Source organism: Aeromicrobium sp. REDSEA-S38_B2, assembly GCF_001628525.1.
Classification (GTDB): Bacteria; Actinomycetota; Actinomycetes; order Propionibacteriales; family Nocardioidaceae; genus Aeromicrobium; species Aeromicrobium erythreum.
The window spans coordinates 115,398-139,740 of the sequence record NZ_LUNH01000023.1 but is presented as its reverse complement, the minus strand read 5'-3'; the positions used below and the strand labels follow the sequence as shown (position 1 = coordinate 139,740).

Annotated in this window: 26 protein-coding genes; 10 read left to right on the top strand and 16 right to left on the bottom strand. The window is 73.8% G+C overall.

The features are described from left to right. The first annotated feature begins 39 nt into the window (after window positions 1-39). The 5 genes from nth to A6Q81_RS06450 are packed head-to-tail and all read left to right on the top strand — an operon-like array spanning window position 40 to window position 4,031. The gene (gene nth / locus A6Q81_RS06470) at window positions 40-771 is read left to right on the top strand and encodes an endonuclease III (protein WP_286689894.1); all 732 of its coding nucleotides are present in this window, start codon (window positions 40-42) and stop codon (window positions 769-771) included. Next, a complete protein-coding gene (locus tag A6Q81_RS06465; RefSeq protein ID WP_286689893.1) occupies window positions 768-1,397 on the top strand; it encodes a TlpA family protein disulfide reductase in 630 nt (209 codons plus the stop codon). Before nth ends, A6Q81_RS06465 begins: the two co-directional genes overlap by 4 nt. After that, window positions 1,394-2,089: an NUDIX hydrolase gene (locus tag A6Q81_RS06460; protein WP_286689892.1), complete on the top strand. Its 696-nt coding sequence runs from the start codon at window positions 1,394-1,396 to the stop codon at window positions 2,087-2,089. The genes A6Q81_RS06465 and A6Q81_RS06460 overlap by 4 nt, the downstream gene beginning before the upstream one ends. Next, entirely contained in the window at window positions 2,086-3,261 is a 1,176-nt protein-coding gene (locus A6Q81_RS06455; RefSeq protein WP_067860066.1) for a MarP family serine protease, read from the top strand. The genes A6Q81_RS06460 and A6Q81_RS06455 overlap by 4 nt, the downstream gene beginning before the upstream one ends. Next, window positions 3,261-4,031: a hypothetical protein gene (locus tag A6Q81_RS06450; RefSeq protein WP_286689891.1), complete on the top strand. Its 771-nt coding sequence runs from the start codon at window positions 3,261-3,263 to the stop codon at window positions 4,029-4,031. The genes A6Q81_RS06455 and A6Q81_RS06450 overlap by 1 nt, the downstream gene beginning before the upstream one ends. Before the next feature lie 143 nt (window positions 4,032-4,174). Here A6Q81_RS06450 and A6Q81_RS06445 read toward each other — a convergent pair whose 3' ends face one another. From A6Q81_RS06445 to A6Q81_RS06400, 10 genes are all read right to left on the bottom strand, one after another. Next, window positions 4,175-4,621 (bottom strand): phage holin family protein, encoded by a 447-nt coding sequence (locus A6Q81_RS06445; RefSeq protein WP_286689890.1) that lies wholly within the window; start codon window positions 4,619-4,621, stop codon window positions 4,175-4,177. Between the two features lie 314 nt (window positions 4,622-4,935). Further along, the gene (gene acs, locus A6Q81_RS06440; RefSeq protein ID WP_286689889.1) at window positions 4,936-6,909 is read right to left on the bottom strand and encodes an acetate--CoA ligase; all 1,974 of its coding nucleotides are present in this window, start codon (window positions 6,907-6,909) and stop codon (window positions 4,936-4,938) included. A 178-nt stretch (window positions 6,910-7,087) separates the two neighbouring features. After that, the gene (locus tag A6Q81_RS06435; protein ID WP_067860060.1) at window positions 7,088-8,719 is read right to left on the bottom strand and encodes a monocarboxylic acid transporter; all 1,632 of its coding nucleotides are present in this window, start codon (window positions 8,717-8,719) and stop codon (window positions 7,088-7,090) included. Continuing rightward, window positions 8,716-9,054, bottom strand: a complete 339-nt coding sequence (locus A6Q81_RS06430) for a DUF485 domain-containing protein (RefSeq protein WP_067860058.1) — start codon at window positions 9,052-9,054, stop codon at window positions 8,716-8,718. Before A6Q81_RS06430 ends, A6Q81_RS06435 begins: the two co-directional genes overlap by 4 nt. 197 nt (window positions 9,055-9,251) lie before the next feature. Next, window positions 9,252-10,748, bottom strand: coding sequence for a sodium/solute symporter (locus A6Q81_RS06425; RefSeq protein ID WP_286689888.1), 1,497 nt, complete (start codon window positions 10,746-10,748; stop codon window positions 9,252-9,254). Then, window positions 10,745-11,152, bottom strand: a complete 408-nt coding sequence (locus tag A6Q81_RS06420) for a hypothetical protein (RefSeq protein ID WP_286689887.1) — start codon at window positions 11,150-11,152, stop codon at window positions 10,745-10,747. Before A6Q81_RS06420 ends, A6Q81_RS06425 begins: the two co-directional genes overlap by 4 nt. Window position 11,153: 1 nt before the next feature. Then, entirely contained in the window at window positions 11,154-11,906 is a 753-nt protein-coding gene (locus A6Q81_RS06415; protein WP_067860048.1) for a LytR/AlgR family response regulator transcription factor, read from the bottom strand. 131 nt (window positions 11,907-12,037) lie between these two features. Then, window positions 12,038-12,652 carry an energy-coupling factor transporter transmembrane component T family protein gene (locus A6Q81_RS06410; RefSeq protein WP_286689886.1) on the bottom strand — a complete coding sequence of 205 codons (615 nt, stop codon included), beginning with the start codon at window positions 12,650-12,652 and terminating at the stop codon, window positions 12,038-12,040. A 10-nt stretch (window positions 12,653-12,662) separates the two neighbouring features. Then, window positions 12,663-13,358, bottom strand: a complete 696-nt coding sequence (locus tag A6Q81_RS06405) for an energy-coupling factor ABC transporter ATP-binding protein (RefSeq protein WP_067860042.1) — start codon at window positions 13,356-13,358, stop codon at window positions 12,663-12,665. A 34-nt stretch (window positions 13,359-13,392) separates the two neighbouring features. After that, a complete protein-coding gene (locus tag A6Q81_RS06400) occupies window positions 13,393-13,980 on the bottom strand; it encodes a biotin transporter BioY (protein WP_067860039.1) in 588 nt (195 codons plus the stop codon). Between the two features lie 91 nt (window positions 13,981-14,071). Between A6Q81_RS06400 and A6Q81_RS06395 the strand changes: the two genes are divergently transcribed. Further along, window positions 14,072-14,554: a TetR family transcriptional regulator gene (locus tag A6Q81_RS06395; RefSeq protein ID WP_067860036.1), complete on the top strand. Its 483-nt coding sequence runs from the start codon at window positions 14,072-14,074 to the stop codon at window positions 14,552-14,554. Window positions 14,555-14,584: 30 nt separating this feature from the next. Here A6Q81_RS06395 and A6Q81_RS06390 read toward each other — a convergent pair whose 3' ends face one another. Next, on the bottom strand, window positions 14,585-16,042 hold the full coding sequence (locus A6Q81_RS06390; protein WP_286689885.1) for a GuaB1 family IMP dehydrogenase-related protein: 1,458 nt from the start codon (window positions 16,040-16,042) through the stop codon (window positions 14,585-14,587). 40 nt (window positions 16,043-16,082) lie between these two features. Beyond that, a complete protein-coding gene (locus A6Q81_RS06385) occupies window positions 16,083-16,778 on the bottom strand; it encodes an acyltransferase (RefSeq protein ID WP_286689884.1) in 696 nt (231 codons plus the stop codon). 89 nt (window positions 16,779-16,867) lie between these two features. Here A6Q81_RS06385 and A6Q81_RS06380 point away from each other — a divergent pair, with 89 nt between their 5' ends. Continuing rightward, window positions 16,868-17,905, top strand: coding sequence for a glycosyltransferase family 4 protein (locus A6Q81_RS06380; RefSeq protein WP_067860027.1), 1,038 nt, complete (start codon window positions 16,868-16,870; stop codon window positions 17,903-17,905). A gap of 18 nt (window positions 17,906-17,923) precedes the next feature. Here A6Q81_RS06380 and A6Q81_RS06375 read toward each other — a convergent pair whose 3' ends face one another. The 3 genes from A6Q81_RS06375 to A6Q81_RS06365 all read right to left on the bottom strand — a co-directional run bounded on the left by A6Q81_RS06375 (window position 17,924) and on the right by A6Q81_RS06365 (window position 20,439). Continuing rightward, a complete protein-coding gene (locus A6Q81_RS06375) occupies window positions 17,924-18,991 on the bottom strand; it encodes a glycosyltransferase family 4 protein (protein ID WP_286689883.1) in 1,068 nt (355 codons plus the stop codon). Window positions 18,992-18,996: 5 nt separating this feature from the next. Then, a complete protein-coding gene (locus A6Q81_RS06370; protein WP_067860021.1) occupies window positions 18,997-19,650 on the bottom strand; it encodes a class I SAM-dependent methyltransferase in 654 nt (217 codons plus the stop codon). Between the two features lie 84 nt (window positions 19,651-19,734). After that, window positions 19,735-20,439 carry an FkbM family methyltransferase gene (locus tag A6Q81_RS06365; RefSeq protein WP_067860018.1) on the bottom strand — a complete coding sequence of 235 codons (705 nt, stop codon included), beginning with the start codon at window positions 20,437-20,439 and terminating at the stop codon, window positions 19,735-19,737. Between the two features lie 143 nt (window positions 20,440-20,582). Between A6Q81_RS06365 and A6Q81_RS06360 the strand changes: the two genes are divergently transcribed. Together A6Q81_RS06360 and A6Q81_RS06355 are read left to right on the top strand one after the other, a co-directional pair. Continuing rightward, window positions 20,583-21,716: a glycosyltransferase family protein gene (locus A6Q81_RS06360; RefSeq protein WP_286689882.1), complete on the top strand. Its 1,134-nt coding sequence runs from the start codon at window positions 20,583-20,585 to the stop codon at window positions 21,714-21,716. After that, window positions 21,713-22,978: a lipopolysaccharide biosynthesis protein gene (locus tag A6Q81_RS06355; RefSeq protein WP_286689881.1), complete on the top strand. Its 1,266-nt coding sequence runs from the start codon at window positions 21,713-21,715 to the stop codon at window positions 22,976-22,978. The genes A6Q81_RS06360 and A6Q81_RS06355 overlap by 4 nt, the downstream gene beginning before the upstream one ends. On the opposite strand, the gene A6Q81_RS06350 is transcribed toward A6Q81_RS06355, so the two are convergent. Then, window positions 22,953-23,765: an SGNH/GDSL hydrolase family protein gene (locus A6Q81_RS06350; RefSeq protein WP_286689880.1), complete on the bottom strand. Its 813-nt coding sequence runs from the start codon at window positions 23,763-23,765 to the stop codon at window positions 22,953-22,955. The two genes, A6Q81_RS06355 and A6Q81_RS06350, sit on opposite strands and share 26 nt — an antisense overlap. A gap of 33 nt (window positions 23,766-23,798) precedes the next feature. Between A6Q81_RS06350 and A6Q81_RS06345 the strand changes: the two genes are divergently transcribed. Beyond that, on the top strand, window positions 23,799-24,338 hold the full coding sequence (locus A6Q81_RS06345; protein ID WP_253024995.1) for a serine O-acetyltransferase: 540 nt from the start codon (window positions 23,799-23,801) through the stop codon (window positions 24,336-24,338). Window positions 24,339-24,343: the final 5 nt, after the last annotated feature.

Here is a 24,343-nt window from a genome sequence, read left to right as displayed (position 1 = left end):
CGCCGGGCCGGTGTCGGCGCCGCCACGTACCCTGACGGCGTGCCACCTGCCGCCCCCAAGGCTCCCCTGAAGCCGCCGACGAGTCTCGTGCGCCGGGCGCGCAAGATCCACCGGGTGCTCGCCGAGACCTATCCGGAGGCCGGCTGCGAGCTCGACTTCCGCACTCCCTTCGAGCTGCTCGTGGCCACCGTACTCTCCGCCCAGACCACCGATCGACGGGTCAACGCCGTCACCCCCGCCCTGTTCGCCGCCTACCCCGACGCCGCGGCGCTCGCGGCGGCCGATCGCACGGCCGTCGAGGAGATCATCCGCTCCACCGGCTTCTACCGGGCGAAGACCGACAGCGTGCTCGGTCTGTCCGCCGCGCTCGTCGAGCGGTACGACGGCGAGGTGCCGGCCCGGCTGCGCGACCTCGTCACGCTGCCGGGCGTCGGCCGCAAGACGGCCAACGTGGTGCTGGGCAACGCCTTCGACGTGCCCGGCCTCACCGTCGACACGCACTTCGCCCGGCTCGTGCGCCGCTTCGAGTGGGTCGACGACGACGTCGCGAAGGACCCGGTCAAGACCGAGCACGCGGTCGGTGCGCTGTTCCCGCGCCGCGACTGGACGATGCTCAGCCACCGGCTGATCTGGCACGGCCGACGTCGCTGCCACGCGCGCAAGCCCGCCTGCGGTGCGTGCCCGGTGGCGCACTGGTGCCCGGCGTACGGCACCGGTCCCACCGATCCTGTCGAGGCGGCGCGGCTCGTCACCACGCAGGGTCGCGCATGAGACGCCTCGCCGTCGCGCTCGCCGTGCTCGCGCTGCTCCTGGCCGGCTGCTCCGACGTCGACACGAGCAGCGGCAAGCCGACGTTCGGCGGCGGCTCGCTCGACGGCGGCGACCCGCAGTCGGCGTCGGTCCGCAGCGCCGTGCAGGACGCCGGCGTGCGTCCGTGCAGCGACCTTCCGCTCGCCGACGCGGGCGCCGAGGGCGACGGTGCGCTGCCGGCGCTCGAGCTGCCGTGCCTGGGCGGCGACGGCAGCGTCGACCTCTCCCGGCTGCGGGGTCCCGCGGTCGTCAACTTCTGGGCGAGCAACTGCAAGCCGTGCCGCGAGGAGCTGCCCCTGCTCGCACGGCTCGACCGCGACACCGGCGACCGGCTGACGGTCGTCGGCCTCGACGTGCGCGACGCCGACCCCGACGCCGCGGTCGCGCTCGCCCGACGCTCGGGCGTCACCTACCCGCAGCTGTCCGACCCGACCTTCCGCACGCGCGGTGCCTTCCGGGTGCTCGGCCTGCCGCAGACGGTCTTCGTCGACGCGCAGGGCAGGATGGTCGCCACCGAGCGGGTGCCGTACACCTCCTACGCCGACCTGACCGGTGCCGTCCGTCGACACCTGGAGGTGCAGCCGTGAGTCCTGAGTCCTCCGCCGACTCGCCGACGTCCGGTGGCGTGGCCGACGGCCTGCCCGAGTGGCTGCGCCCGCTCGCCGAGCTGGCCGGCTCCGTGCAGGCCGAGCAGCTCGCGCCGCGCTTCCCGCACCCGCCGGCCGACGCCCGTCCGGCCGCAGTCCTCATCTGCTTCGCCGACGGCCCCGACGGGCCCGAGCTGCTGCTCACCGAGCGAGCCCCGACGCTGCGCAACCACGCCGGCCAGATCTCGTTCCCGGGCGGCGCGTGCGACCCCGGCGACGCCGACGCCGCAGCCACGGCGCTGCGCGAGGCCGACGAGGAGGTCGGGCTCGACCCGGCCGAGGTCACGGTGTTCGGCATCCTGCCGACGCTCTGGCTGCCGCCCAGCAATTTCGCGGTCACCCCGGTCCTCGGCTACTGGCGCAGGCCCCGACAGCTGGCCGCCGTCTCGACGGCCGAGGTGGGACGCGTCCTGCACCACCCGCTGCACCTGCTGGTCGACCCCGAGCGGCGGTTCAGCGTCGAGCACCCGTCCGGGTGGCGCGGGCCGGCCTTCGAGATCGGCACCGAGATGCCGCTGTGGGGCTTCACGGCCGGCATCATCTCCCGTCTGTTCGAGCGGCTCGGCTGGGCCCAGCCCTGGGACGAGTCGGTCGTCCACCCGCTGCCCACCCCACCCCAGGAGCGCCCGTGAGCTCGCTCGACCTCGTCATCGCCGTCGTCGTGGTGGCGTACGCCGTCTCCGGCTACCTGCAGGGCTTCGTGGTCAACCTGGTCGCCACCGCCGGTCTCGTCCTCGGCGGGCTCGGCGCCATCTGGGTCGTGCCGCACCTGCTCGACCGGCAGAACGGCACCCTGACGACGTCGCTGCTGGCGCTCGGGCTGGTCATCGGTGCCGCCGCGATCGGCCAGGCCATCGGCACCTACATCGGCACCGACCTGCGCGGGGGGCTCACCGCGGGCCCGCTGCGCACGGTCGACGCCGTCGGCGGGGCCGCCCTGAGCGTCGTCGGCGTGCTCATCGCGTCGTGGGCGCTCGGCTACGCGGTCAGCGGCACCTCGATCCCGTGGCTGGCGAAGGCCGCACGCGACTCGACCGTGCTCGCGAAGGTCAACGACGTCATGCCGTCGACCGCCACCGACACGCTGCGCGCGTTCAGCCGCACGCTCGACGCCAACCTCTTCCCGCGCTACATCGACCCGTTCGCCGACGAGGAGATCGCCGCCGTCGGCCCGCCCGACGCCGCCACCCTGTCCCAGCCGGGCGTGCAGCAGGCCTCGCGCAGCGTCGTGAAGATCGTGGGCTCCGCCGAGTGCGGCCGGGGGATCGAGGGGTCGGGCTTCGTCTACGCGCCGGGCCGGGTCATGACGAACGCGCACGTCGTCGCGGGTGTCGACCAGCCGGTGGTCACCGTGGAGGGCGAGCGTCGCCTCGACGGGCGGGTCGTCGTCTTCGACCCCGAGCTCGACCTCGCCGTCATCGCCACCGACGACCTCGGCGTACCGGCGCTGCGCTTCGACACGCAAGGGACGGCAGGCCAGGAGGCGGCCGTGCTCGGCTACCCCGAGAACGGGCCGTTCGACGCGCGGGCGGCGCGTATCCGCTCCCAGCTCACGCTGCGCAGCCCCGACATCTACGACCGGGGGCAGGTGCTGCGCGAGGCGTTCTCCGTGCGCAGCCTCGTCCGGTCCGGCAACTCCGGCGGCCCGCTGGTCTCGACCGAGGGCACCGTGCTGGGCGTCATCTTCGCGGCGTCGATCTCCGACAGCTCCACCGGCTACGCGGTCACCGCGGAGCAGGCGCAGGACGACGCGCGCGCCGGCCGCTCGGCGACCCAGCAGGTCGACACCGGACGGTGCGCCTGATGCGCGGGTTCCTGGCGGCCGTGTCGGGGCTCGTGGCGGTCGTCGCGCTCGCGGTGGCGCTCCCGGCCGCGTGGGTGGCGGCGTCGGTGGCCGACGAGGACGGGTTCGTCTCGCTGTCGCGCGACGTGGTCACCGACGGTGCGGTGCAGGACGCCGCCTCGGACCTGCTGACCACGCGGCTCGAGCGCGAGGCCGGCCTGCCGGCGCAGCTGGCCGAGACCGGGCGCCGGCTGCTCGAGCGGGCCACCGACCGCGTGTTCGACGACCCGCAGCTGTCGGGTGCGTGGGCGCAGACGCTGCGCCGCACCCATGCCGCGCTGCTCGACGACCCCGCCGCGGCCTCGGGGCAGGTGCCCGTCCCCCTCGACCTCGCGCCGCTGGCGCGGCTCGCGGCCGAGCGCACCGACGGTCTCGTCGACGCCCCCGACCGGCTCGTGGTCGAGCTGCCCGGCGGACCCGACGCGCGGGCGCTGCGTCTGGTCGATGAGTCCCCGGGGCTCGCGCTGGCCGCGGGTCTCGTCGCGGCGGTCGGTGCACTGGTGGCGCTGCCCGTGGCGGCCGCCGGCCTCGACGCGGGGCTCGCCCGCCTGGCCCGCGAGCGGACGGTCGACGCCTCCACCGGCGACGGCCTGCAGACCGCGCTGGTGCGCGCGCTCGCCGACGTCGGCGTCACCTCGTTCGACGGCTGGCTCGTGTGGACGGCGCTCAGCGGCGCGGTCCTCGCCGTGCTGGGCGTGGTCGTCGCCCTCGTCGGGCGGCGCTCCGCCTGACCCCCGTCGCGAGATTCCCAGGTCGACCTGGGAATCTCCACCGAGCGTGGGAATCTCACGCAGGCCCGGAGAGCTTTCCGGGTATCGCTGGGATTCCCGTGCTTCGCGACCGGTTCCGGCCCCCGGGTGAAGGGGCCAGCGGGTCAGCGCCGGGGAGCGGCGTGCTGGCCCTTCAGGGCGCCGGGGATCTTCTTGGCCGTGTCGATGGTCTTCTGCGGCGCACGGATCTTCTTGATGAGCCGCACGCCGACGAGCACGAGCACGACGGCCAGCAGCACGTAGACGCCGGCGACGATGAGGAAGCACCACGCGGGGTGCAGACCGGTCATGCTCAGGAAGAACGCGAACGCGATCGAGACGAAGATCAGGACGAGCAGGCCGAGGAAGCCGGCCACGGCGAACAGAGCCGCGCCCACGCCGCCGGCCTTCGCGCTCACCACGAGCTCGCTCTTGGCGAGGGCGACCTCGGCCTGGACGAGGGCGGAGATGTCGCGACTGGCGTCGGCGACCAGCCGGCCGACGGTCGGCTCGTCCTGCTCGGGCAGCATCGGTCGCACGGGCTCGCGGTTCGCTCGCTGACGGTCGCTCATGAGGCCGAGCCTACAAGCGGGAGCCGGTGGTGCGCGCGGCCACCGGGGCCGGCGACGCCGTGGGCGGTCAGGCGCCGAGCAGACGCAGGAGCACGCCGGCCACGGAGGCGCCGGCGATGACGGAGGCGGAGAACACGAGGTCGAGACGGGTGGTGGTGTCCATGGCTCCAGCGTGTCCGGGCCGGGTGAGAGGACGCTGAACGGAACCTGGCCGTCACCTGTCGGTCCGAGGACACCTGGAGGACACCCCCACGCGACGCCTGCACGCACGACGCCCCGCGACCCGGGGGTCGCGGGGCGTCGGGAGGCCTGCCTCAGTCCTCGTCGGCCTTCGCGCCGCTCATGCCGGCGGTGATGAGGTCCATGACGGAGGAGTCGGCCAGCGTCGTCGCGTCGCCGACCTCGCGGTTCTCGGCGACGTCGCGCAGCAGGCGGCGCATGATCTTGCCCGAGCGGGTCTTGGGCAGCTCGGGCACGACCATGACCTGGCGCGGCTTGGCGATCGGGCCGATCTCCTTGCCGACGTGGTTGCGCAGCTCGGCCACGACGTCCTCTCCACCGTCCCCTGCGGACTCGCGCAGGATGACGAACGCGCACACGGCCTGGCCGGTGGTCTCGTCGGCCGCGCCCACGACGGCCGCCTCGGCCACCTTCGGGTGCGAGACGAGCGCCGACTCGATCTCGGTCGTCGACAGTCGGTGGCCCGAGACGTTCATGACGTCGTCGACGCGTCCGAGCAGCCAGATGGCGCCGTCGTCGTCCTTCTTCGCCCCGTCGCCGGCGAAGTAGTAGCCCTGGGCCTTGAACCGCGACCAGTAGGTCTCGACGTAGCGGTCGTCGTCGCCCCAGATGGTGCGCAGCATCGACGGCCACGGCTCGGTGATCACGAGGTAGCCGCCCTCGCCGTTGCCCACGGGAGTGCCGGCGTCGTCGACGACCTCGGCGGTGACGCCCGGGAACGCCGTCATGGCCGATCCGGGCTTGGCGGCGGTGACGCCGGGCAGCGGGGTGATCATGTGGGCGCCGGTCTCGGTCTGCCACCAGGTGTCGACGATCGGGGCGCTGCCGCCGCCGATGTTCTCGCGGTACCAGACGTAGGCCTCGGGGTTGATGGACTCGCCCACCGTGCCCAGCACGCGCAGGCTCGACAGGTCGTGCTCGGCGGGGATCTGCTCGCCCCACTTCATGCACGTGCGGATGGCGGTGGGCGCCGTGTAGAACAGCGAGACTTTCTTGTCGGCGATGATCTCCCACCAGCGACCCTTGTGCGGGGTGTCGGGCGTGCCCTCGTAGAGCACCTGCGTCGCGCCGTTGGCCGTCGGACCGTAGGTGATGTAGGAGTGGCCGGTGATCCAGCCGACGTCGGCCGTGCACCAGTAGACGTCGTCGTCCTTGTGGTCGAAGGTCGCCCAGAACGTGTACGCCGCCTGGGTCAGGTAGCCCGCCGACGTGTGCAGGATGCCCTTGGGCTTGCCGGTGGTGCCGGAGGTGTACATGACGAACAGCGGGTGCTCGCTGTCGAACTCGGTGAACCGGTGGTCGGTCGAGGACTCGTCGACCACCTCGTGCCACCAGACGTCGACGTCGCCGTTCCACGGCACGTCCTCGCCGGTGCGGCGCACCACGAGCACGTTCTCGACGGGCGAGGCGTCGCCGAGCTTCGCCAGGGCCTCGTCGACGGCCGGCTTGAGCGACGACGGCTTCCCACGACGGTAGCCGCCGTCGGCGGTGATGACGAGCTTGGCCTCGCAGTCCTCGACGCGGCTGGCGAGCGCGTCGGAGGAGAACCCGCCGAACACGACGGTGTGCACGGCGCCCACGCGGGCCGAGGCGAGCATGGCGACCACGGCCTCGGGGATCATCGGCATGTAGATGGCGATGCGGTCGCCGGCCTCGACGCCGAGCTCCTCGATCGCGTTCGCCGCCTTCGAGACCTCGTCCTTGAGCTCGGCGTAGGTGAGGTCGCGGGTGTCGCCGGGCTCGCCGACGAAGTGGATGGCGACCTTGTCGCCGTGGCCGGCCTCGACGTGGCGGTCGACGCAGTTGTAGGCGACGTTGAGCTTGCCGCCGACGAACCACTGCGCGAACGGCGGGTTGCTCCAGTCGAGCACCTCGTCGAAGTCGGTGCCCCACGTCAGGCGGCGCGCGGCGTCGGCCCAGAAGCCGAGCCGGTCCTGCGCGGCGCGGTCGTAGACGTCGGCGGTGACGTTGGCCTGCGCGGCCAGCTCGGCCGGCGGCTCGAAGACGCGGTCCTCGCGGGACAGGTTGCTGATGCCGTGCTCGCTCACTAGTTCTCCTCGGGTGGGGGATACCTTTGCATCGTTGCGCACGTCACAGGGTCGTTCAACTGGGGTTGCGGGGAGGTTGGTCCCGCGAGGCGCCGGACGCTCGACGGCGGCCGACACCGGCACCGGGAGCGCTGGTGCGTCCCGGGCCGGCGTCGGCCCGCGCCTCAGGGTCGGCGGCTCACTTCTCGGCGCCCGCGCCGGTCAGCGAGCGCACCTGCAGCTCCGCGAAGCGGGCCTCGCTCTCGGTCTCCTTCGACGTGACGGTGCCCAGCCAGCCCATGAGGAAGCCGAAGGGGATTGAGACGATGCCGGGGTTCTGCAGCGGGAACCACGCGAAGTCGACGTCCGTCAACAGGGCGGTCTCCGAGCCCGACACGACGGGGCTGAAGATCACCAGGCCGACGGCCGAGACGAGGCCGCCGTAGATGCTCCACGTGGCGCCGCGCGTGTTGAAGCGCTTCCAAAACAGGTTGTAGAGCAGGGCCGGCAGGTTCGCCGACGCGGCCACCGCGAACGCGAGCGCCACGAGGAACGCGACGTTCAGGCTCTGCCCCGGGATGGCCAGGGCGATGGCGACACCGCCGATGACGAACGCCGCGATGCGGGCCACCTTGACCTCCTGCTCGCCCGTGACGTCGCCCTTCTTGATCACGCTGGCGTAGAGGTCGTGCGCCACCGACGAGGCGGACGTGAGCGTGAGCCCGGCGACCACGGCGAGGATCGTCGCGAACGCCACGGCGGAGATCAGCGCGAGCAGGATCGCACCCCCGGTCGTGCCCGACCCGCCGCCCACGGCCTCGGCCAGCAGCGGGGAGGCCAGGTTGCCGCCCGACTCGACGACGCGCTCCTTGGCGTCTCCCGTGACGAGGGCCGCGGCGCCGAAGCCGAGGATGAGCGTCAGCAGGTAGAACGTGCCGATGATGCCGATGGCCCACAGCACCGACACGCGGGCCTGCTTGGCGGTCGGGACGGTGTAGAAGCGCACGAGGATGTGCGGCAGGCCGGCGGTGCCCAGCACGAGGGCGATGCCGAGCGAGACGAAGTCGATCTTGCTCGTGAGGCTCACGCCGTACTTGAGACCGGGCTCGAGGAAGGCGCTGCCCTGGCCGCTGTTCTCGGCGGCCGTCCCGAGCAGGTCGGAGAGGTTGAAGTCGAACTTCGCCAGGACGAGCGCGGAGATGAGGATCGTGCCGAACATCAGCAGCACGGCCTTGACGATCTGCACCCACGTGGTGCCCTTCATGCCGCCGAAGACGACGTACACGATCATCAGCACGCCGACGCCGGCGATCGTCAGGTTCTTCGCCGCGGCGGAGTCGACGCCGAGCAGCAGGGCCACGAGGGCACCCGCGCCGACCATCTGCGCCAGCAGGTAGAAGATCGAGACCACGATGGTCGACGTCGCGGCGGCGGTGCGCACGGGCGTCTGGCGCATGCGGTAGGCGAGCTGGTCGGCCATCGTGAACCGTCCGGAGTTGCGCAGCAGCTCGGCGATGAGCAGCAGGGCCACCAGCCAGGCCACGAGGAACCCGATCGAGTACAGGAAGCCGTCGTAGCCGGACAGCGCGATCGCGCCGGAGATGCCGAGGAACGACGCCGCCGACATGTAGTCGCCGCCGATGGCGAAGCCGTTCTGGAAGCCGCTGAACGAGCGGCCACCCGCGTAGTAGTCGGCGGCTGTCTTGGTGTTGCGGCTCGCCCAGAAGGTGATGCCGACGGTCAGGAGCACGACGAGGACGAACAGCGTGCCGGTGAGGGCCTGGTGGTTGCCGGAGTCGGAGGCCGCGAGGAGCGCGTCGGGTCGGTTCATCGTCCGACCTCCCGCTCGAAGTCGTCGAGGAGGTCGGCGGCGATCGGGTCCATCGCCCGCGCGGAGTAGCGCGCGTAGACCCAGGCGATGCCGAAGGTCGTGACGAACTGCAGCAGCCCGAACAGCAGGGCCACGTTGATCGTCCCGAACACCTGGGTGCCCATCAGGCCGGGCGCCCAGTTCGAGCACACGACGTACAGGAGGTACCAGAGCATGAAGCCGACCGTCATCGGGACGACGAACCTCAGGTAGTTGTTGCGGAGCTGTGTGAACTCCTCGGAGTCGTGGATGCGCTCGTAGGCCGCATGGACCTCGGGCGTGAGCTTCTCGGCCACGGGGGACACCTCGCTTCTCGGGACCGGCGCGCACCGGGTGTGACGCGCGTCCCACCGCAGGACGCTAGAAGCGCCGTCCACTGTGCGCCAGGTCACAACCCCGGTGGTGCGCTCGGGGTGCCGCTGCCTGCGCCGTGCGGCGCGCTGCCCTCGACGAACGGTGGGTGCGGCGCGACGAGCGGCGCCGTGGTCAACCGTCAGCGGCGGACGTCGACGCGCTCGGGGGTGTGCAGGCGCACCATCGTCCGCGCCACCGTGGTGGGGACGCGCGAGCGGGTCAGCAGGGAGACGCCCACCATGAGCCCGAAGCCGAGGGGCACGCTCCACAGCGCGGGCTGGCCGACGAGGGTGCCGACCCAGCCGCCGGGACGGTCTGAGATGGCGACCACCGTGGCGAGCAGCGCGGCGAGCCCGCCGCCGGCCATGCCCGCCAGGGCTCCTGGTGCGGTGAGGCCGCGCCACCAGATGCCCAGCACCAGCAACGGGCAGAACGTCGACGCCGCGAGCGCGAACGCGAAGGTCACGGAGCTCGCGACGGGGATCGGCTCGGCGGCGAGCGCCAGGCCCAGCGGGACGAGGACGCAACCGGCTGCCGCGAGCCGCAGCGAGGAGATGGGGGAGAGGCGTCCCGCGAGGGGACCGGCCGAGAGGCTCTGGCCGACGACGCCCGCGATCGCCATGGTGAGGCCCGACGACGTCGACAGGAAGGCCGCGAACGCGCCGGCGGTGACCAGGGCGGAGAGCACGTCGCCCAGCCCGCCGCCGAGCACCCGCGCCGGCAGCTCGAGCACCACGGTGTCGGCGCGGCCGGCCGCCACCAGGTCGGAGGCGTACACCCGACCGAGGACGCCGTAGACCGTCGGCAGGAGGGAGAACCCGCCGATGAGGCCCAGAACGATGAGCGTCGTGCGGCGTGCGGCGTGGCCGTCGGGGTTGGTGTAGAACCGCACCACCACGTGCGGGAGCCCCATCGTGCCGAGGAAGGTGGCCACGAGCACCGAGTAGGTCGTGTAGAGGCCCTGCGCGTCGGTCGTGCTCCAGGGCGCGAACCACGCGTCGGGCGCCACCGGCGAGGGCGTGCCGTCGAGCGCCCACGCCCGCAGCAGGAAGACGGCGGGCACGAGCAGCGCGGTGAGCTTGAGCCAGTACTGGAACGCCTGCACGAAGGTGATGCTGCGCATGCCGCCGGCGACCACGTTCACGACGACGATGCCGGCCACGAGCACCATGCCGACCCAGTCGGGGCTGCCCGAGACCGACCGCAGCGTCAGGCCGGCGCCCTGGAACTGCGGCATGAGGTAGAGCCAGCCGACCCCGACGACGAGCAGCGTGGCCGCCCGGCGCACCGCGACCGACTGGAGCCGCACCTGCGCGAAGTCGGGGATCGTGTAGGCGCCCGAGCGACGCAGGGGTGCCGCGACGAGCACGAGCAGCAGCAGGTAGCCGGTCGTCCACCCGATCGGGTACCAGAGCACGTCGGGCCCGGAGGTGAGCACGAGCCCCGCCACGCCGAGGAACGAGGCGGCCGACAGGTACTCGCCGCCGATCGCCGAGCTGTTGAGCGACGGCGACACCGACCGTGAGGCCACGTAGAAGTCGCTGGTCGTGCGGCTCACCCGCAACCCGAAGGCGCCGATGCCGAGGGTGGTGAGCGAGACCAGCGCGACGGCCACGGCGGCGTGGGTGGTGCTCACCGGGGCACGTCCTCGACCGACCCGGGGTCGACCAGGTCGGTGAAGTCGGCCTCGGCGCGCTCGGAGCGTCGGACGTACACCCACCCCAGCGCGAGCAGCGCCGGGTACACGACGACGCCGAGCAGGAGCCACGGCAGCGGGACCGGTCCGAGGCGGGCGTCGGCGACGTCGGGCACGAGGGCGAAGACGAGCGGCAGGCTCCCGAGGCCGAGCGCGAGGGCGGCGACGACCGCGAGCGCCGACCGCAGCTGGGTCGACACGAGCGAGCGCACGTAGACGTCGCCGACCCCGGTCTCCTCGTCGATCTCCTGCCGTGCGCTGCGACGCCCGTGCGGCGCGACCGCCGACGTCAGCGGGCTCGTGACCCGGACGCGACCGCCGGGCCCGTCGGCGCGCTCCGGCACGTCACCGGCTCCGCTCGTGGATCAGGTCGCGCAGGGTCGGCGTGTGGCGGCGCGAGACCTGCAGCTCGACGACGCCGTCGCCGTGCGGCACCACCACGCTGCAGCGGCCCGCCTGCATGCGCACCTCGCGCACGTGCGCGAGGTTCACGGCGCTGCTGCGGTGGATCCGCACGAAGCCGACGTCCTCCCAGTCGGAGACGAGGCCGGTGAGCGGCGTGCGGACCAGGTGCCCGGCGCCGTCCGCGGTGTGCAGCCGGACGTAGTCGCCCTGGGCCTCCACGTGGGTCACCGTGGACCGCCGGACGAAGCGGGTGACGCCGCCGAGCTCGACGGCGATCGTCTCGTCCGCCTCCGGAGCGGGGTCGCCCTGGTCGACCGCGCGCCGGATGCTCTCGCGCAGCCGCTCCTCCCGGATGGGCTTGAGCAGGTAGTCGAGGGCGCCCAGCTCGAACGCCTCGAGCGCATGACCCTCGTGCGCGGTGACGAAGACGACGCGCGGCGGGGTGCGGAACTGCCCGACGACGCGGGCGATGTCGATGCCCGAGAGCCCGGGCATGGCGATGTCGAGGAAGAGGAGGTCGACGGCGCCGCCCTCCAGTCGGCGCAGCGCCTCGGCGCCGGAGCGGGCGGTGTGCACCGCACCGACCCGCGGGTCGCGCTCGAGGAGGTAGACGAGCTCGTCGAGCACCGGCTGCTCGTCGTCGACGACGAGGGTCCGCAGCGCGGCAGCGGGCTCGGGCGCGACGTCGTCCATGCGGGGGAGTGTAGGCCCCGTCCCTCCCCGCGTTCTGTGGACCTGACGACGGTCTCGGCGCCGGATTCCGTCACCAGGTCCACGAAACGCGGGGAGGGGAGGGGGACGCGGAGGGAGGGGAAGGGCGGGGGTCAGTCGGGGTCGCCGAGGCCGCGGGCGGCGAGGGCGTCGCCGACGGCGTGCGCGTGGGCGACCGTGCGCACCGCGAAGGGGGTCAAGGTCGCGCGCGGGCTGCGCTCGAGGCCGCGAGCCTTGGCCGCCTCGCGTGTCTGCGTGAACAGCGTCGTCACCACGGGGATCGAGGAGATCGCGAGGGAGAAGGTCAGCGCGACACGCTCGGGGTCGACGCCGAAGGGCCGCAGCACGCGGGCGGCGCGCACGACGGCGTCGAGCAGGTCGTCGGTCGGGGTCGTCGCGGTGAACGTCGTGGCGAGCACGACCAACGTGAGGGTGGTGGCCACGACCTCGACCGCCACCGGCCAGCCCCGCTGCCACGTCTGCAGCGCCGCCACGACCCCCAGCAGCACGAGCAGGGGTCGGACACCGAGCGCCAGGCTGCGCGCAGGCACGCCAGCGTGCAGCGCGACGCCCAGGGCGGCCGCGAGGGCGAGCAGCGGGAGCCACGGGCCCTGCAGGGCGACGACCCCGACGCCGAGCAGCACGAGGCCCAGCGGCTTGCGACCGGTGGGCAGGCGGTGCCAGACGGTGTCGCCGGGGACCTGCAGGCCGAGCGGCAGGCTCCTCACCGTGCGCGCCTCACGACAGTGCACTCTCGACGTAGTGCGCGACCGCGCGCTCGGGGTCGTCGTCGCACGTCACGCGGCCGTCCTCGACGACCAGCGCCCGGTCGCAGCGCCGCGCCAGGTCGAGGTCGTGCGTGACGAGCAGCAGCTGCTGCTCCATCGACAGCAGGCGCTCCTGCACCGCGCGCGCGTTGCGCAGGTCGAGCAGGGTGGTCGGCTCGTCGGCGACCACGACCGTGGGCTCGCAGGCCAGGACGCCCGCGATCGCCAGCAGCTGCTGCTGGCCGCCGGAGAGGGCGTGCACGGAGGTGTCGGCGCGGTCGGCGAGCCCGATGTCGGCCAGCACCGCCCGGGCGCGCGCCTCCCGCTCGCGCTTGTCCTTCACGTGCCGACGCAGCGACAGGGCGACGTCCTCCAGCACGGTCGGCATGACGAGCTGGGCCGCCGGCTGGGTGAACACGAACCCGACCCGGCGGCGCACCGCGGGGCCGTCGGTCGCGACGTCGAGGCCGTCCACGCGGACCGTGCCCGACGCTGCCGAGACGAGCCCGTTGACCAGCCGGGCGAGGGTCGACTTGCCCGAGCCGTTGGCGCCCACGACGACGACGCGGCGCTCCGTCAGGCGCGCCGTGACGTCGCGCAGGAGCACGACCTCGCCGTCCGCCGTCGGGGCGGTGACGGTGACGTCGTCGAGCTCGATGGTCGCCATGACGCCAGTCTCGCCCACCTGCGGGCGGGGCCGCTCAGCGACGGGCCAGCAGCTGCGGGAACGCGCGGTGCACGGCAGCCGCGACCACGGCGGCGAGCACCAGCTTGACGAGGTCGGCCGGGACGTAGACGGCGGTCGCCTTGACGGTGGGCAGGTAGGGCGTGTCGCTGTAGAGGGCGATGCCGAGGGCGCCGACCAGCCAGCACACGACCTCGCCCACGAGCCCGCCGACCAGCACGACCGCCGTCGTCACGGCGAGTCCCGCGGCGCGGGCGCGCTGCACCGCGAGCCCCACGACGAGGGCGACGAGGGGGAAGGAGACGAGGTATCCGGCCGTCGGTCCGGCGAACGGTGCGAGGCCGCCCACCGGTCCGGCGAAGACGGGCACCCCGACCGCCCCGACGGCGAGGTAGAGGGCGACGGCGAGGAAGCCGCGCACGGGTCCGAGCACGGCGCCGGCGAGGAAGACGCCGAAGAGCTGCAGCGTGACGGGCACCCCGTTGACGCCGAAGGGCAGCGCCGCGACGACGGAGCACACCGCGACGAGCGCGGCGAAGACGGCGACGAGGGCGAGATCGGTGGTGGTGAGGCTGCGGCGGCGCGCGGTCGTGGTGCTGCTCATGGCGGGACGGTCCTTCGTTCCTGAACGACGTTCAGGTGAACGTCGTTCGGTAGTGTGGCACACCGGTCGACCGAGCGGGAGGGGCAACCACGTGGCGAACAGCCTGGACGACGTCGTGTCCGGCGCGCTGCGGGTGCTCGACGCCTACGGCCTGGAGTACTGCACGATGCGCCGCGTGGCCGGCGAGCTCGGCGTGCAGCCCAGCGCGCTGTACCACCACGTCGCCGACAAGCAGACCCTGCTCGGCCTCATGGCCGACCGCGTCGTGGCGCCGGTCGAGGTCGACGCCGACCTCGCGGCGACGTCGCAGCGGCTGCGCACCGCCATGCTCGCCGTCCGCGACGGCGCCGAGGTCGTGGCCACGACGGCCGCGTTCCGGCTCGGGCAGTTCGCGCTCGAGACCGCGCTGGCCGACCACAGCGACCGCGACGTGGCCCGCACGCTGCTGCTCTACGTCGTCGGGCACACGCAGGCCACCCAGCTGCACCGCCAGGCCGCCGCCGTCGGGATCGTCGAGGCCGATCCCGACCTCGACGCCTCCTTCGAGCGCGGCCTCGCGATCATCCTGCGCTGAGCGCGCGGCACCTCCGGGGGAGGAGCGACGTCACCAGGAGCGGTGCAGCGGGCGTCCCTCGTCGTACCCGGCGGTGCTCTGCAGGCCGACGACGGCCCGCTCGGCGAACTCGGCCAGGCTCCGGGCGCCGGCGTAGGTGAAGCTCGAGCGCACCCCGGCGGTGATGCCGTCGACGAGGTCCTCCACGCCGGGACGCTCCGGGTCGAGGTACATGCGCGACGTCGAGATGCCCTCCTCGAACAGCGCCATGCGCGCCTTCTCGAAGCCGGCGGCGTCGCGGGTGCGGTTCGCGACGGCGCGCGAGCTCGCCATGCCGAAGGACTCCTTGTAGGCGCGTCCGTCGGCGTCGTGGCGCAGGTCGCCCGGGCTCTCGTGCGTGCCCGCGAACCAGGAGCCGATCATGACGCTCGCGGCGCCGGCCGCCAGCGCGAGCGCGACGTCGCGCGGGTAGCGCACACCGCCGTCGGCCCACACGTGGGCGCCGACCTCGGCCGCGGCCGCCGCGCACTCGAGCACGGCCGAGAGCTGCGGGCGACCGACGCCGGTCATCATCCGGGTGGTGCACATGGCGCCCGGGCCGACGCCGACCTTGAGGATGTCGGCACCGGCCGCCGCCAGGTCGCGCACGCCGTCGGCCGAGACGACGTTGCCGGCCGCGATCGGGATGCGTCGTCCGGTGGCGGCCTCGTGCGCGTCGCGGGCGGCCCGGACGAGGGGCAGGGCGTCGAGCATCTTCTGCTGGTGGCCGTGCGCGGTGTCGACGACGAGCACGTCGACGCCCGTCGCGAGCAGCGCGTCGGTCTTGGCGCGCACGTCGCCGTTGATGCCGACGGCCGCGCCGACGACGAGACGTCCGTCCGGGTCGACGGCCGGCGTGTAGATGGTGGAGCGCAGCGCGCCCTTGCGCGTGACGACGCCGACGAGCTCGCCGCCGTCGAGCACGGGTGCCAGCGAGAGGTGGTTGCCGGCGAGCACGTCGAAGTACTCGCGCGCCTCGAGCCCGGCCTCGACCGTGCGGACGTCGGTCGACATGATCTCGTGCACCTGCGCGAACCGGTCGACCTCGGCGCCGTCGCGCTCGGTGACCACGCCGAGCGGCTTGCCGTCCTCGACCACGACCACCGCGCCGTGCGAGCGCTTCGGCAGCAGGCTCAGCGCCTCGCCGACGGTGGTGCTCGGCGGGACCGTGACCGGCGTGTCGTACAGCGTGTGGGCGGCCTTGACCCGCGCGACGGTCGACGCGACGACGTCGGCGGGGATGTCCTGCGGGATGATCGCGATGCCGCCGCGGCGCGCGATCGTCTCGGCCATGCGCCGCCCGGACACGGCGGTCATGTTCGCCACGACGAGCGGGACGGTCGTGCCGGTGCCGTCGCTCGTCGAGAGGTCGACGTCGAAGCGCGAGGTGACCGCCGAGTGCCGCGGCACCATGAACACGTCGTTGTACGTCAGGTCGTGCGTCGGCTGCAGGCCGTTGAGGAACTCCACTCCCCGAAGTGTACGGGCGGGCGCGCGGGCGGTTCGCCGCTCAGGTCCAGTCGACGTCCGACCGCACCACGCGGGCCGGGGAGCCGGCGACCATCGACCGCGGCTCCTCGACCGAGCGGGTGACGACGGCTCCGCCCGCGACGATGCAGCCGTCGGCGATGGTCACGCCCTTGAAGATCATCGCGCGGCTGCCGACCCACACGTGGTCGCCGATCGTGATCGGGGCGGAGGAGGGGCCGTCGGGCACGTGGCCGCCACTGCCGTGACGGTGGAAGTCGTCGTCGACGATCTGCACGCCCCAGCCGATCGCGCAGTCCGCCCCGATGCTCACGCCCTGCGTGGACACGACCGTGCAGTCGGGGGAGACGTAGGTGCGCGGCCCGACCGTGACGACCGCGTCGGGTCCGACGTCCCAGCGGTTGCCCGCGGCGATCGCGGCGTTGCCCTCGAACGTCAGGCGGCCGCGCAGCCGCAGGACCGACCTCTCCCGGCCGTGGAGGAAGCCGTAGAAGCCGGCACCCAGGAACACGCGGGAGCCGCGCCGGACGGTGAGCCGCGAGGCGCCGACGATGCGGAAGCGACCTCCGACGACGACGGGGGTGCGGTGGCGCAGCGTCGCGCGCAGCGTGCGGACCAGGGACGCGCGGAAGGGGCCGACGAGCAGGCCGAGGACGGTGGAGCGGATGGCGGACGTCCTTCCGGCGGGCCCGGGCGGGCGGGGGTCTGGCCCGCCCACCCTAGGACATCGGCGTGGAGGCGGAGGTGGATCCGCCGACGGCGCCGCACCGTCGTATCCTCGGGCGCGACCCCAGGATCGGAGCAGCGATGGCGAGCACGGCCCCCGTCCGCATTCACGGTCCGCTGCCCCCGCCCGTGACCGGCGCGGCACGGGTCACGGACCTGATGGCCGCAGAGCTGCGCTCCCGCGGCGCCCGGCTGGAGCTGAACGACTCCAACGACGCGGTCGGCCCGCTGCGTCGCGTCGGTCGGCTGGTGCGGGGCCTGCTGCGCCTCTGCGTGGCGCGGCGTGGGTCGGTCTACGTCGGCGGCGCCGGCGGGGAGCTGCTGCACTACCAGGCCCTGGTGGTGGGGCTGGCCCGTCGGCGAGGGTTGCGCGTCGTCTTCCACCACCACAACTCCAGCTACCTGGACACGCCGGTGCCGGCGATGCAGAGGCTGGTGCGCTGGGGTGGCTCGTCGGTGCGTCACGTCGTGCTCGGCGACGTCATGGCCGACCGGCTGCGCCGCACCTACCCGCTCGCGCAGGACGTCGTGGTCTGCTCCAACGCCGCGCTCCTCGCCCCGGTCGACCGGTCGCCGCACCCGCCGCACGGCAGGGTCGTGCTCGGCCACCTGAGCAACCTCACGCTCGAGAAGGGGCTGCAGGACGTCGTCGACGCGGCGGTCCGCGCGCGCGACGCGGGGCTCGACTGCACCCTCGTCCTCGCCGGTCCGTGTGCGGACGAGGCAGCCGCTGCAGTGGTCGCGACCGCACGGGAGAGCCTCGGCGACGCCCTCGTGGTCACGGGACCCCTCGACCACGAGGGCGTCGAGCGCTTCTACGCCGACGTCGACCTGTTCGTGTTCCCCAGCCGCTACCGCAACGAGGCCGAGCCGCTCGTCGTGCTCGACGCGATGCGCCACGGCGTGCCGTCGGTGGCTGTCGACGTCGGCTGCCTCGCCGAGCTCGTCCCGGCGCCGCTCCTGGTCCCGCTCGACGGCGACGTGGGGGCCGTGGTGCTGGACGTGCTGCGGCAGGGGCTGCCCGACGGTGCCGACGCCCAGCAGCGGTTCACCGCCAGGCGGGAGCGTGCCCTCGAGGCGCGCACCGCCGTCGTGGAGCACCTGCTCGGCGGTTCCTGAGGGTCCTGCGGGGCCCGTTCAGCGGGCGAGCGCACGGTGGCGCCGCTGGAGCTCCTCGTGCAGGTTCACGGCCCAGCCTCGTGAGCTCGTGCGCATCCCGAGGCCGACGCTCACGGCCGACATCTGCCCGAGCCGCTCCGGGTCGAGCGAGGCCACCTGCAGCATCCGCTCCGCCAGGGCCTCCGCGTCGCCCCCGGGCACGGTCCAGCCGTTCTGCCCGTCCTGCACGAACGGCGGTGCCGCCCCCACGAAGTAGGTGGTGATGATCGGCAGCCCGCTGAGCGCGCCCTCGTGCAGCGTGACCCCGTACGGCTCCTCCCTCGACGGCACGACCAGGCACGACGAGGCACGCATGCGCTCGGCCACCTCGGCGGGCTGCTGGAAGCCCAGCATGGTGACGCCCTCGAGCCCGTCGAACGCGCCGGCGAGGGGTCCGATGCCGGCGACGTCGAGGTCCCACGGGTCCGTCGAGCGACTGCGGTAGAGGCGGTACGCCTCCGCGAGCACGTCGGCGCCCTTGTGGTGCACCAGGCGCAGGGCGGCCAGGAAGCGTCGACGTCCGGCGACCTCCTCGCCCGCGCGGGCGGGCGAGCCGAAGACGGTGGTGTCCGCGCTGAGCGACCCGCGGATCACGTCGCCCTCGCCGAAGCCGAGCCGGCGGGCGAAGAACTCGGTGCGGTCACTCGGCACCATCACGCAGTCGAAGAGGGAGCGCACCCACCACGGCGCGACCGCACGGCCGAGCCACTGCTTGGGGATGTTGCGCCAGACGTTGTCCATCCAGAGCACCCGCAGCGTGCCGGGCGGCAGTGCCTTGACCGCCTCGCGGTAGGGGCCGTAGTGCCAGGAGTGCATGAGCACGGCGTCGGGGGTGAAGGCGCGCACCACGTCGCGCACCTCCCCGTCGGCCGGGGCCTCGTGCCACAGGTGGACCTGGGCGTACTCGCGGAAGCGGTGCGACGTGTACGCGGTGTCCGACGTCTCGCTCTCGGTGACCACCAGCAGCTCAACCCCGCGGGCGGCGAGCTCGCGGCAGGCGGCGTCGTTGAAGCCGGCCCAGCCGGTCGCGAGGATGGCGACGCGCATCGACGTCAGCGCACGGCCTCGACGGCCATCTGTGCGCCACCCTCGGCGGCGCGCAGGTCGAGGCCGGCGAGGTGCGGCACGGGGCTCTCGTTCAGCTCGCGCCGGTGCACCTCGGTGAAGCCCGCGCGGCGCAGCTCGGCCTCGAGCGTCTCGAAGTCGTAGACGTAGCCGAGGTGGTGCTCGAAGGAGGCGATCGGGATCTGCACCCAGTCGACCGGGTGCTCGACCACGAGGCCGCAGTCCTCGTAGACCTTCGCCTCGGGGTCGCCCTTCGGGGCCGTGCCGGTCAGGTACCGCTCGACGTGCGCGCGCAGGTCGGGCGTCACGAACCGGATCACGCCACCGGGCTGCAGGCACCGGTACGCCTCGGCGAAGAGGGTGCGGGCCGGGTGGAGCGGGATGTGCTCGATGACGTTGTCGGAGTAGATCGCCTCGACCTCGCCGTCGCCGAGCGGCCAGGGTTCCGTCGCGTCCATGTACAGGCGGGTGGTCGGGCCGACGTTGGTCACGACCCAGCCCGCACGCGGTGCGTTGCCGCCCAGCTCGAGCCGCAGGGGCCGCGGCGCGGCCGCCAGCTCCTTGAGGGCGCGACGGCGTGCGACGGGGGTGTTGGCGGCGAGGACCGCGGGTCGGATCGCGGCCTTCAGACGACGGTTCACGTCACGCCTCTCGGGGCTAGGGCTCGGGGAGGAGGAGCGGGGAAGGGCTGGTCAGGTGCCACAACGACCGGACGGTGGTGCGGGTCACGGCCTGAGGAAGACTCCGTCGGCCTGGAGGACGGCCCCGCCCGGGTCGGTGAAGCCCTGGTCGAGCCCGACCAGCACGAACCCGTGGTCGTAGGCCCACGAGATGGCCTCGTCCGCGAGCATCCCGCCCTCGTAGAGCGTGACGAACGAGAGCTCGAGCTGGAGGCCGACGAGGCGGGGCACGGTGGTCTCGGCGCCCTCGAGGACGGCGCGCTCGAAGCCCTGCGTATCGATCTTGAGGAACGGCGTGCGGGCCTCGCCCAGCACGTCAGCGGCGACGTCGTCGAGCCGGCTGACCTCGATCGTCTCGGTGCCGACCATCTGGATGTCCGGGCTCGAGGCGCGGTGCTGGTCGGCCATGGGCAGCAGGGAGCTGCTGTCGCTGTTGGAGGCGACGTGGATCTCCTGCCGGCCGGTGGTGTCGCCGAGCGCCGTGTGCCGGGTCTCCCACCGCGGGTCCGACGCCGCGGCGCGGACCAGGTCGGCGTGCGCGGCCGCGAGGGGCTCGAAGGACACGATGCGGCCGGTGTACCCGAACTCGCGCAGCTCGGTGGCGTAGCCGCCGCGTGCCGCTCCCACGTCGAGCACGAGGTCGACGCCGCGGTCGACGAGCAGACGCTGCCGCCGGGCCGCGGGGTGGCGGCGCACGACGAGTCCCCGGCGCGCCAGCTGGCGCATCACCACGTGGCTGATCCCTGACACGGGGGAACCGTACCGCGGTCGGGAACGGCTCGGGGACGGTTCCGCGCGTGGCGCGTGACCTAGGCTGGCGCTCGTCGTTTCCCCGATGGACGGCACGGTGGACGGACCGGTGGTCAGGCGGCGCGCGACGGGAGTGATGCACGGTGGGCGAGCGCTCCACGACGTTGCTGGTCGACCCGAGCAGCGACGGGCACCACCTGCAGTCGGTGTCGTGGCTGACCCGTCACCTGGCCCCGTCGGGACCGGTCGTCCTGCTGACCCGGCGCGGCGCGTCCGACGATCCCGCCTACGCCGAGTACCTGGGCGACGACCTCGCGGCCGGCCGGCTCGCCGTCGCGGAGGTCTTCGACGGCTCGAGCCCGAGCACGGCCGACCTCGTCCGCGAGGTCGAGGCGCGCTGCCGCGCCGAGCAGAGGGTCCCGGTGCGCACCGTCGTGCACCTCGACGGCGACCAGGCCCTGAAGCGCTGGTGGTACGCCGCGCCTCGCGCGCTGCGTCGCCTGCCCGTCCGGCCGCGCGTGGTGTTCATGCTGACGCGCTACCCGGCGCGCGTGCCGCTGCTGGACCGCACCGGCTGGCGGCTGCGCGTCTCCAAGGCGCTGCTCGTGGTGGCCGGCCGGCTCACGGGCGCCCTGCAGCGCGTCGTCGGCTACAAGGGCCGCGGCGACACCCAGCGCGGCTGGGTCGTCACCCGGGTCAACGACCCGGAGTTCTGCACGGCGCACGCGCGCGACCGCGACCGCTGGCGCGAGCAGCACGACCTGCCCCGCGACGAGGCGCTCGTGGGGGTGTTCGGCCTCATCTCCGAGCGACGCAACGCCCCGATGGTGCTGGAGGCACTCGAGGCCGGACGGATCGACGCCCGGCTGGTCGTGGCCGGCGCGTTCTCGCCCGAGGTGCGGACGTGGGTCGACGGGTTAGAGCCCGAGCGCCGCGCGCGGGTGGTCGCGCGCGACACCTACCTCGACAACGACACGCTCGACCAGCTCGTCGCCGCCGTCGACGTCATCCCCGTGCCCCTGACCAACAACGGTCCGAGCGGCATCATGGGCAAGGCGGAGGCCGCCGGCGTCGCGGTCGTGACCGCCGGCTCGACCGTGCGGGCGCGGGAGGTGGAGGCGCTCGGCGGTGGTCTGGCGTGCGACCTGACCGTGCCCGCGCTCGCCGAGGCGATGCGCGCGGTCCTCGCGGGCGAGGTCGAGCTGAGGACGGGCACGGCCGACCGCTGGGACGCCGTCGACCGGTACTGCCGGACGCTGCTCGGAGAGCGCCCGTGACCCAGCGCATCGCGGCCCTGTTCGTCGTCGGCGGCGGGTTCGTCGTCCAGGGCCTGCTGACGATCACGGGGATCATCTCGGCACGGCTGCTCGGCGTCGAGGGACGCGGCGAGCTGGCGCTCGTGGTGGCGCTGTCGGCGATGGCCGCGCAGCTCACGCTCGGCGGCAGCCTGCCGAACGCGCTCACCGCGCGGCTCGCGGCCCGCGGGCTCACGACGCGCGGCGGTGTCGGGCACCTCGTCCGCCCGTGGACCGTGCTCGCCGTGGCGGTGGCGCTGCCGTTCGGGGTCCTCTTCGCGGTGCTGCACGGAGAGGTCGGCGATCCGGGCGTCTGGTGGCTCGGTGCCGCGGTCGTGGCCCTCGCCCTGCTGAACATGGGTTACCGCCTCGTCCTCGCGGGGCTGCTCGGCGAGGGCGCGCCGATGCCCCGCATCGCCCTCGCGACCCTCCTGCCGCAGACCCTCGTGACGTTCGTGATGGCGGGGATGTTCGTCGTCGTCGACCGCACCACGCCGCTCGTGCTGTCCGCCGTGATGATCGGGGCGTTCAGCGTCGGCATGGTCGTGTCGCTGGGGCTGCTGGCGGCGCGCCCCGCCGACGCCGACGAGCGGCTCGACGGGCCGGACCTGTGGCGCCTGACGCGCGCCACCTACGTGGGCAGCATCGGACCGATCGACGGCCTGGCGCTCGACCGCACGCTCGTCGGCGCGATCATGGGCACGGTGGCCCTCGGGCTGTACTCGGCCGCCGCGGCGCTCGCGTCGCTGCCCGGGATGATGGGCACCGGCATCGCCGCCGTGCTCCTGCCGCGCATCGCCGCCGCCCAGGCCGACCCGGCCCGGGAGCGGGCGCTCGTCCGCCGGTGGGTCGCCGGCGCGACGGCCGTCCTCGGCGCCCTCACCGTCGTGCTCGTGCTCAGCGCCGACTGGATCATCGTCCTGGCGTTCGGGCGCGCGTTCGAGTCGGCCGTGCCGGTGGCGCACTGGCTCGTGGCCGCCAGCGGGCTGCTCGGCCTGCGGCGGGTGCTCGTGGCCGTGCTGCAGGGCCGCGACCGCGGGGCGGTGGCGTCGCGCATCGAGCTCGCCCTGACCCCCGTGCTGGTCGTCGCGATCGTGCTGGCCGCGCGCGCCGATGCGGTCGAGGCGGTCGGCGTGGCCATGCTCGTGACGGCGGTCGCGAGCGTCACGGCGCTCACGGTGGCCCTACGGCTGACCTCGCCGACCCGGCGCCGCGACGTCAGCCGCGCAGGTGTGGCTGCGTAGCGGCCCACTCCCCGATCCGCGCGGCGAGCAGCTCGCCCACGCGTCGGTGGAAGGCCTCGGTGTAGTGCGCCCCGTCGGGGCGCGGATCCTCGCCGCGCGCGTCCCAGGCGGCTCCCTCGTCCCACAGGTCGAGGTACAGCAGCCGAGGTGAGTCGCGCCGGGCCACCATCGCGCGGAGGGCGCGGTCGATGACCTCGGTCCGGAGCACCGAGCCGGGGAACCAGTCGGCGTAGACGCGACCGGTGGGCAGCAGACCCATCACCACGACGAGGGGGCTCGACAGCCGGTCGATGCACGAGAGGTACTGCTCCAGGTGGGCGACGGTGCGGCGGGCGCGACGTCGGGCGAGGCCGCGGGCGAGCGGACCGGGCATGGCGCCGTCGACGCGCTGCTGCAGGACAGCCAGACCCTTCCAGAGCGGGCGCACCAGGACCCTGCGGTACCGCTGGCGCACCGGGCCGGGCCGCTCCCGGTTGGCCCGCGCGTGACGCTCGATGAAGCGGGGGATCACCGCGTGCACGGTCTCCATGTGGCCGTGGTGGAGCACGACGACGTCGGGGAACTCGCTGGTCGCCTGCCGCTCCCACCGGTCCATCAGGTCGTAGACGCGTTGCGCCGACATGGCGTCGACCCTGGTGTCGACGTCGTGCCCTCGCGCGCGCAGGTGCTGCTCCACCACACGGGGGTACGGCAGCAGCCCCGGAGCCCTGCGGTCGCCGTGCGACTGCCACATGACGGTCGACGCGCCCTTGTAGAGGATGCGGACGGGCAGTGTCTCGGTGCTCACGGGAACCTCCTGCTCGGGACTACGATGCGGTGCGTGCCCTCCGACAGTCGCGCCACCTTCTCGACGCTCGTGTCCTCGGACCTCGCCCGGTACGTCGGGCGCGAGGCGCCCTGGTGGACGGCGCTGCCGCGAGGCCTCAGCCGTCCGGGTCTCTGGGCGACGCTGGTCGTGCGCGCCCAGCAGCGGCTGCACGCACGCGGGCATCGCCGGGCGGCGGCGCTGCTGCGCGGGGTCGGCGTCGTGACGGTCGGCATCGACGTCGACGCGGGTGCGCAGATCGGGCCCGGCGTCTGGTTCGAGCACCCGGTCGGCGTGGTCATCGGCAACGGCGTGGTGGTGGGCTCGGGCGCGACCCTGGCGCAGGGCGTGACCCTCGGCGTGCGCCAGTCGCTCGCGACGTCGGCGGCGGACTTCCCCGTGCTCGGCGACGACGTGTTCGTCGGCGCCAGGGCGTCGGTGCTGGGTGCCGTGACGGTCGGCGACGGCGCCGTGGTCGCGGCCCACTCGCTCGTGCTGGACGACGTGGCTCCCGGCGCCACCGTGGTGGGCGTGCCCGCCCGTCCCGTCGGCTGAACCAC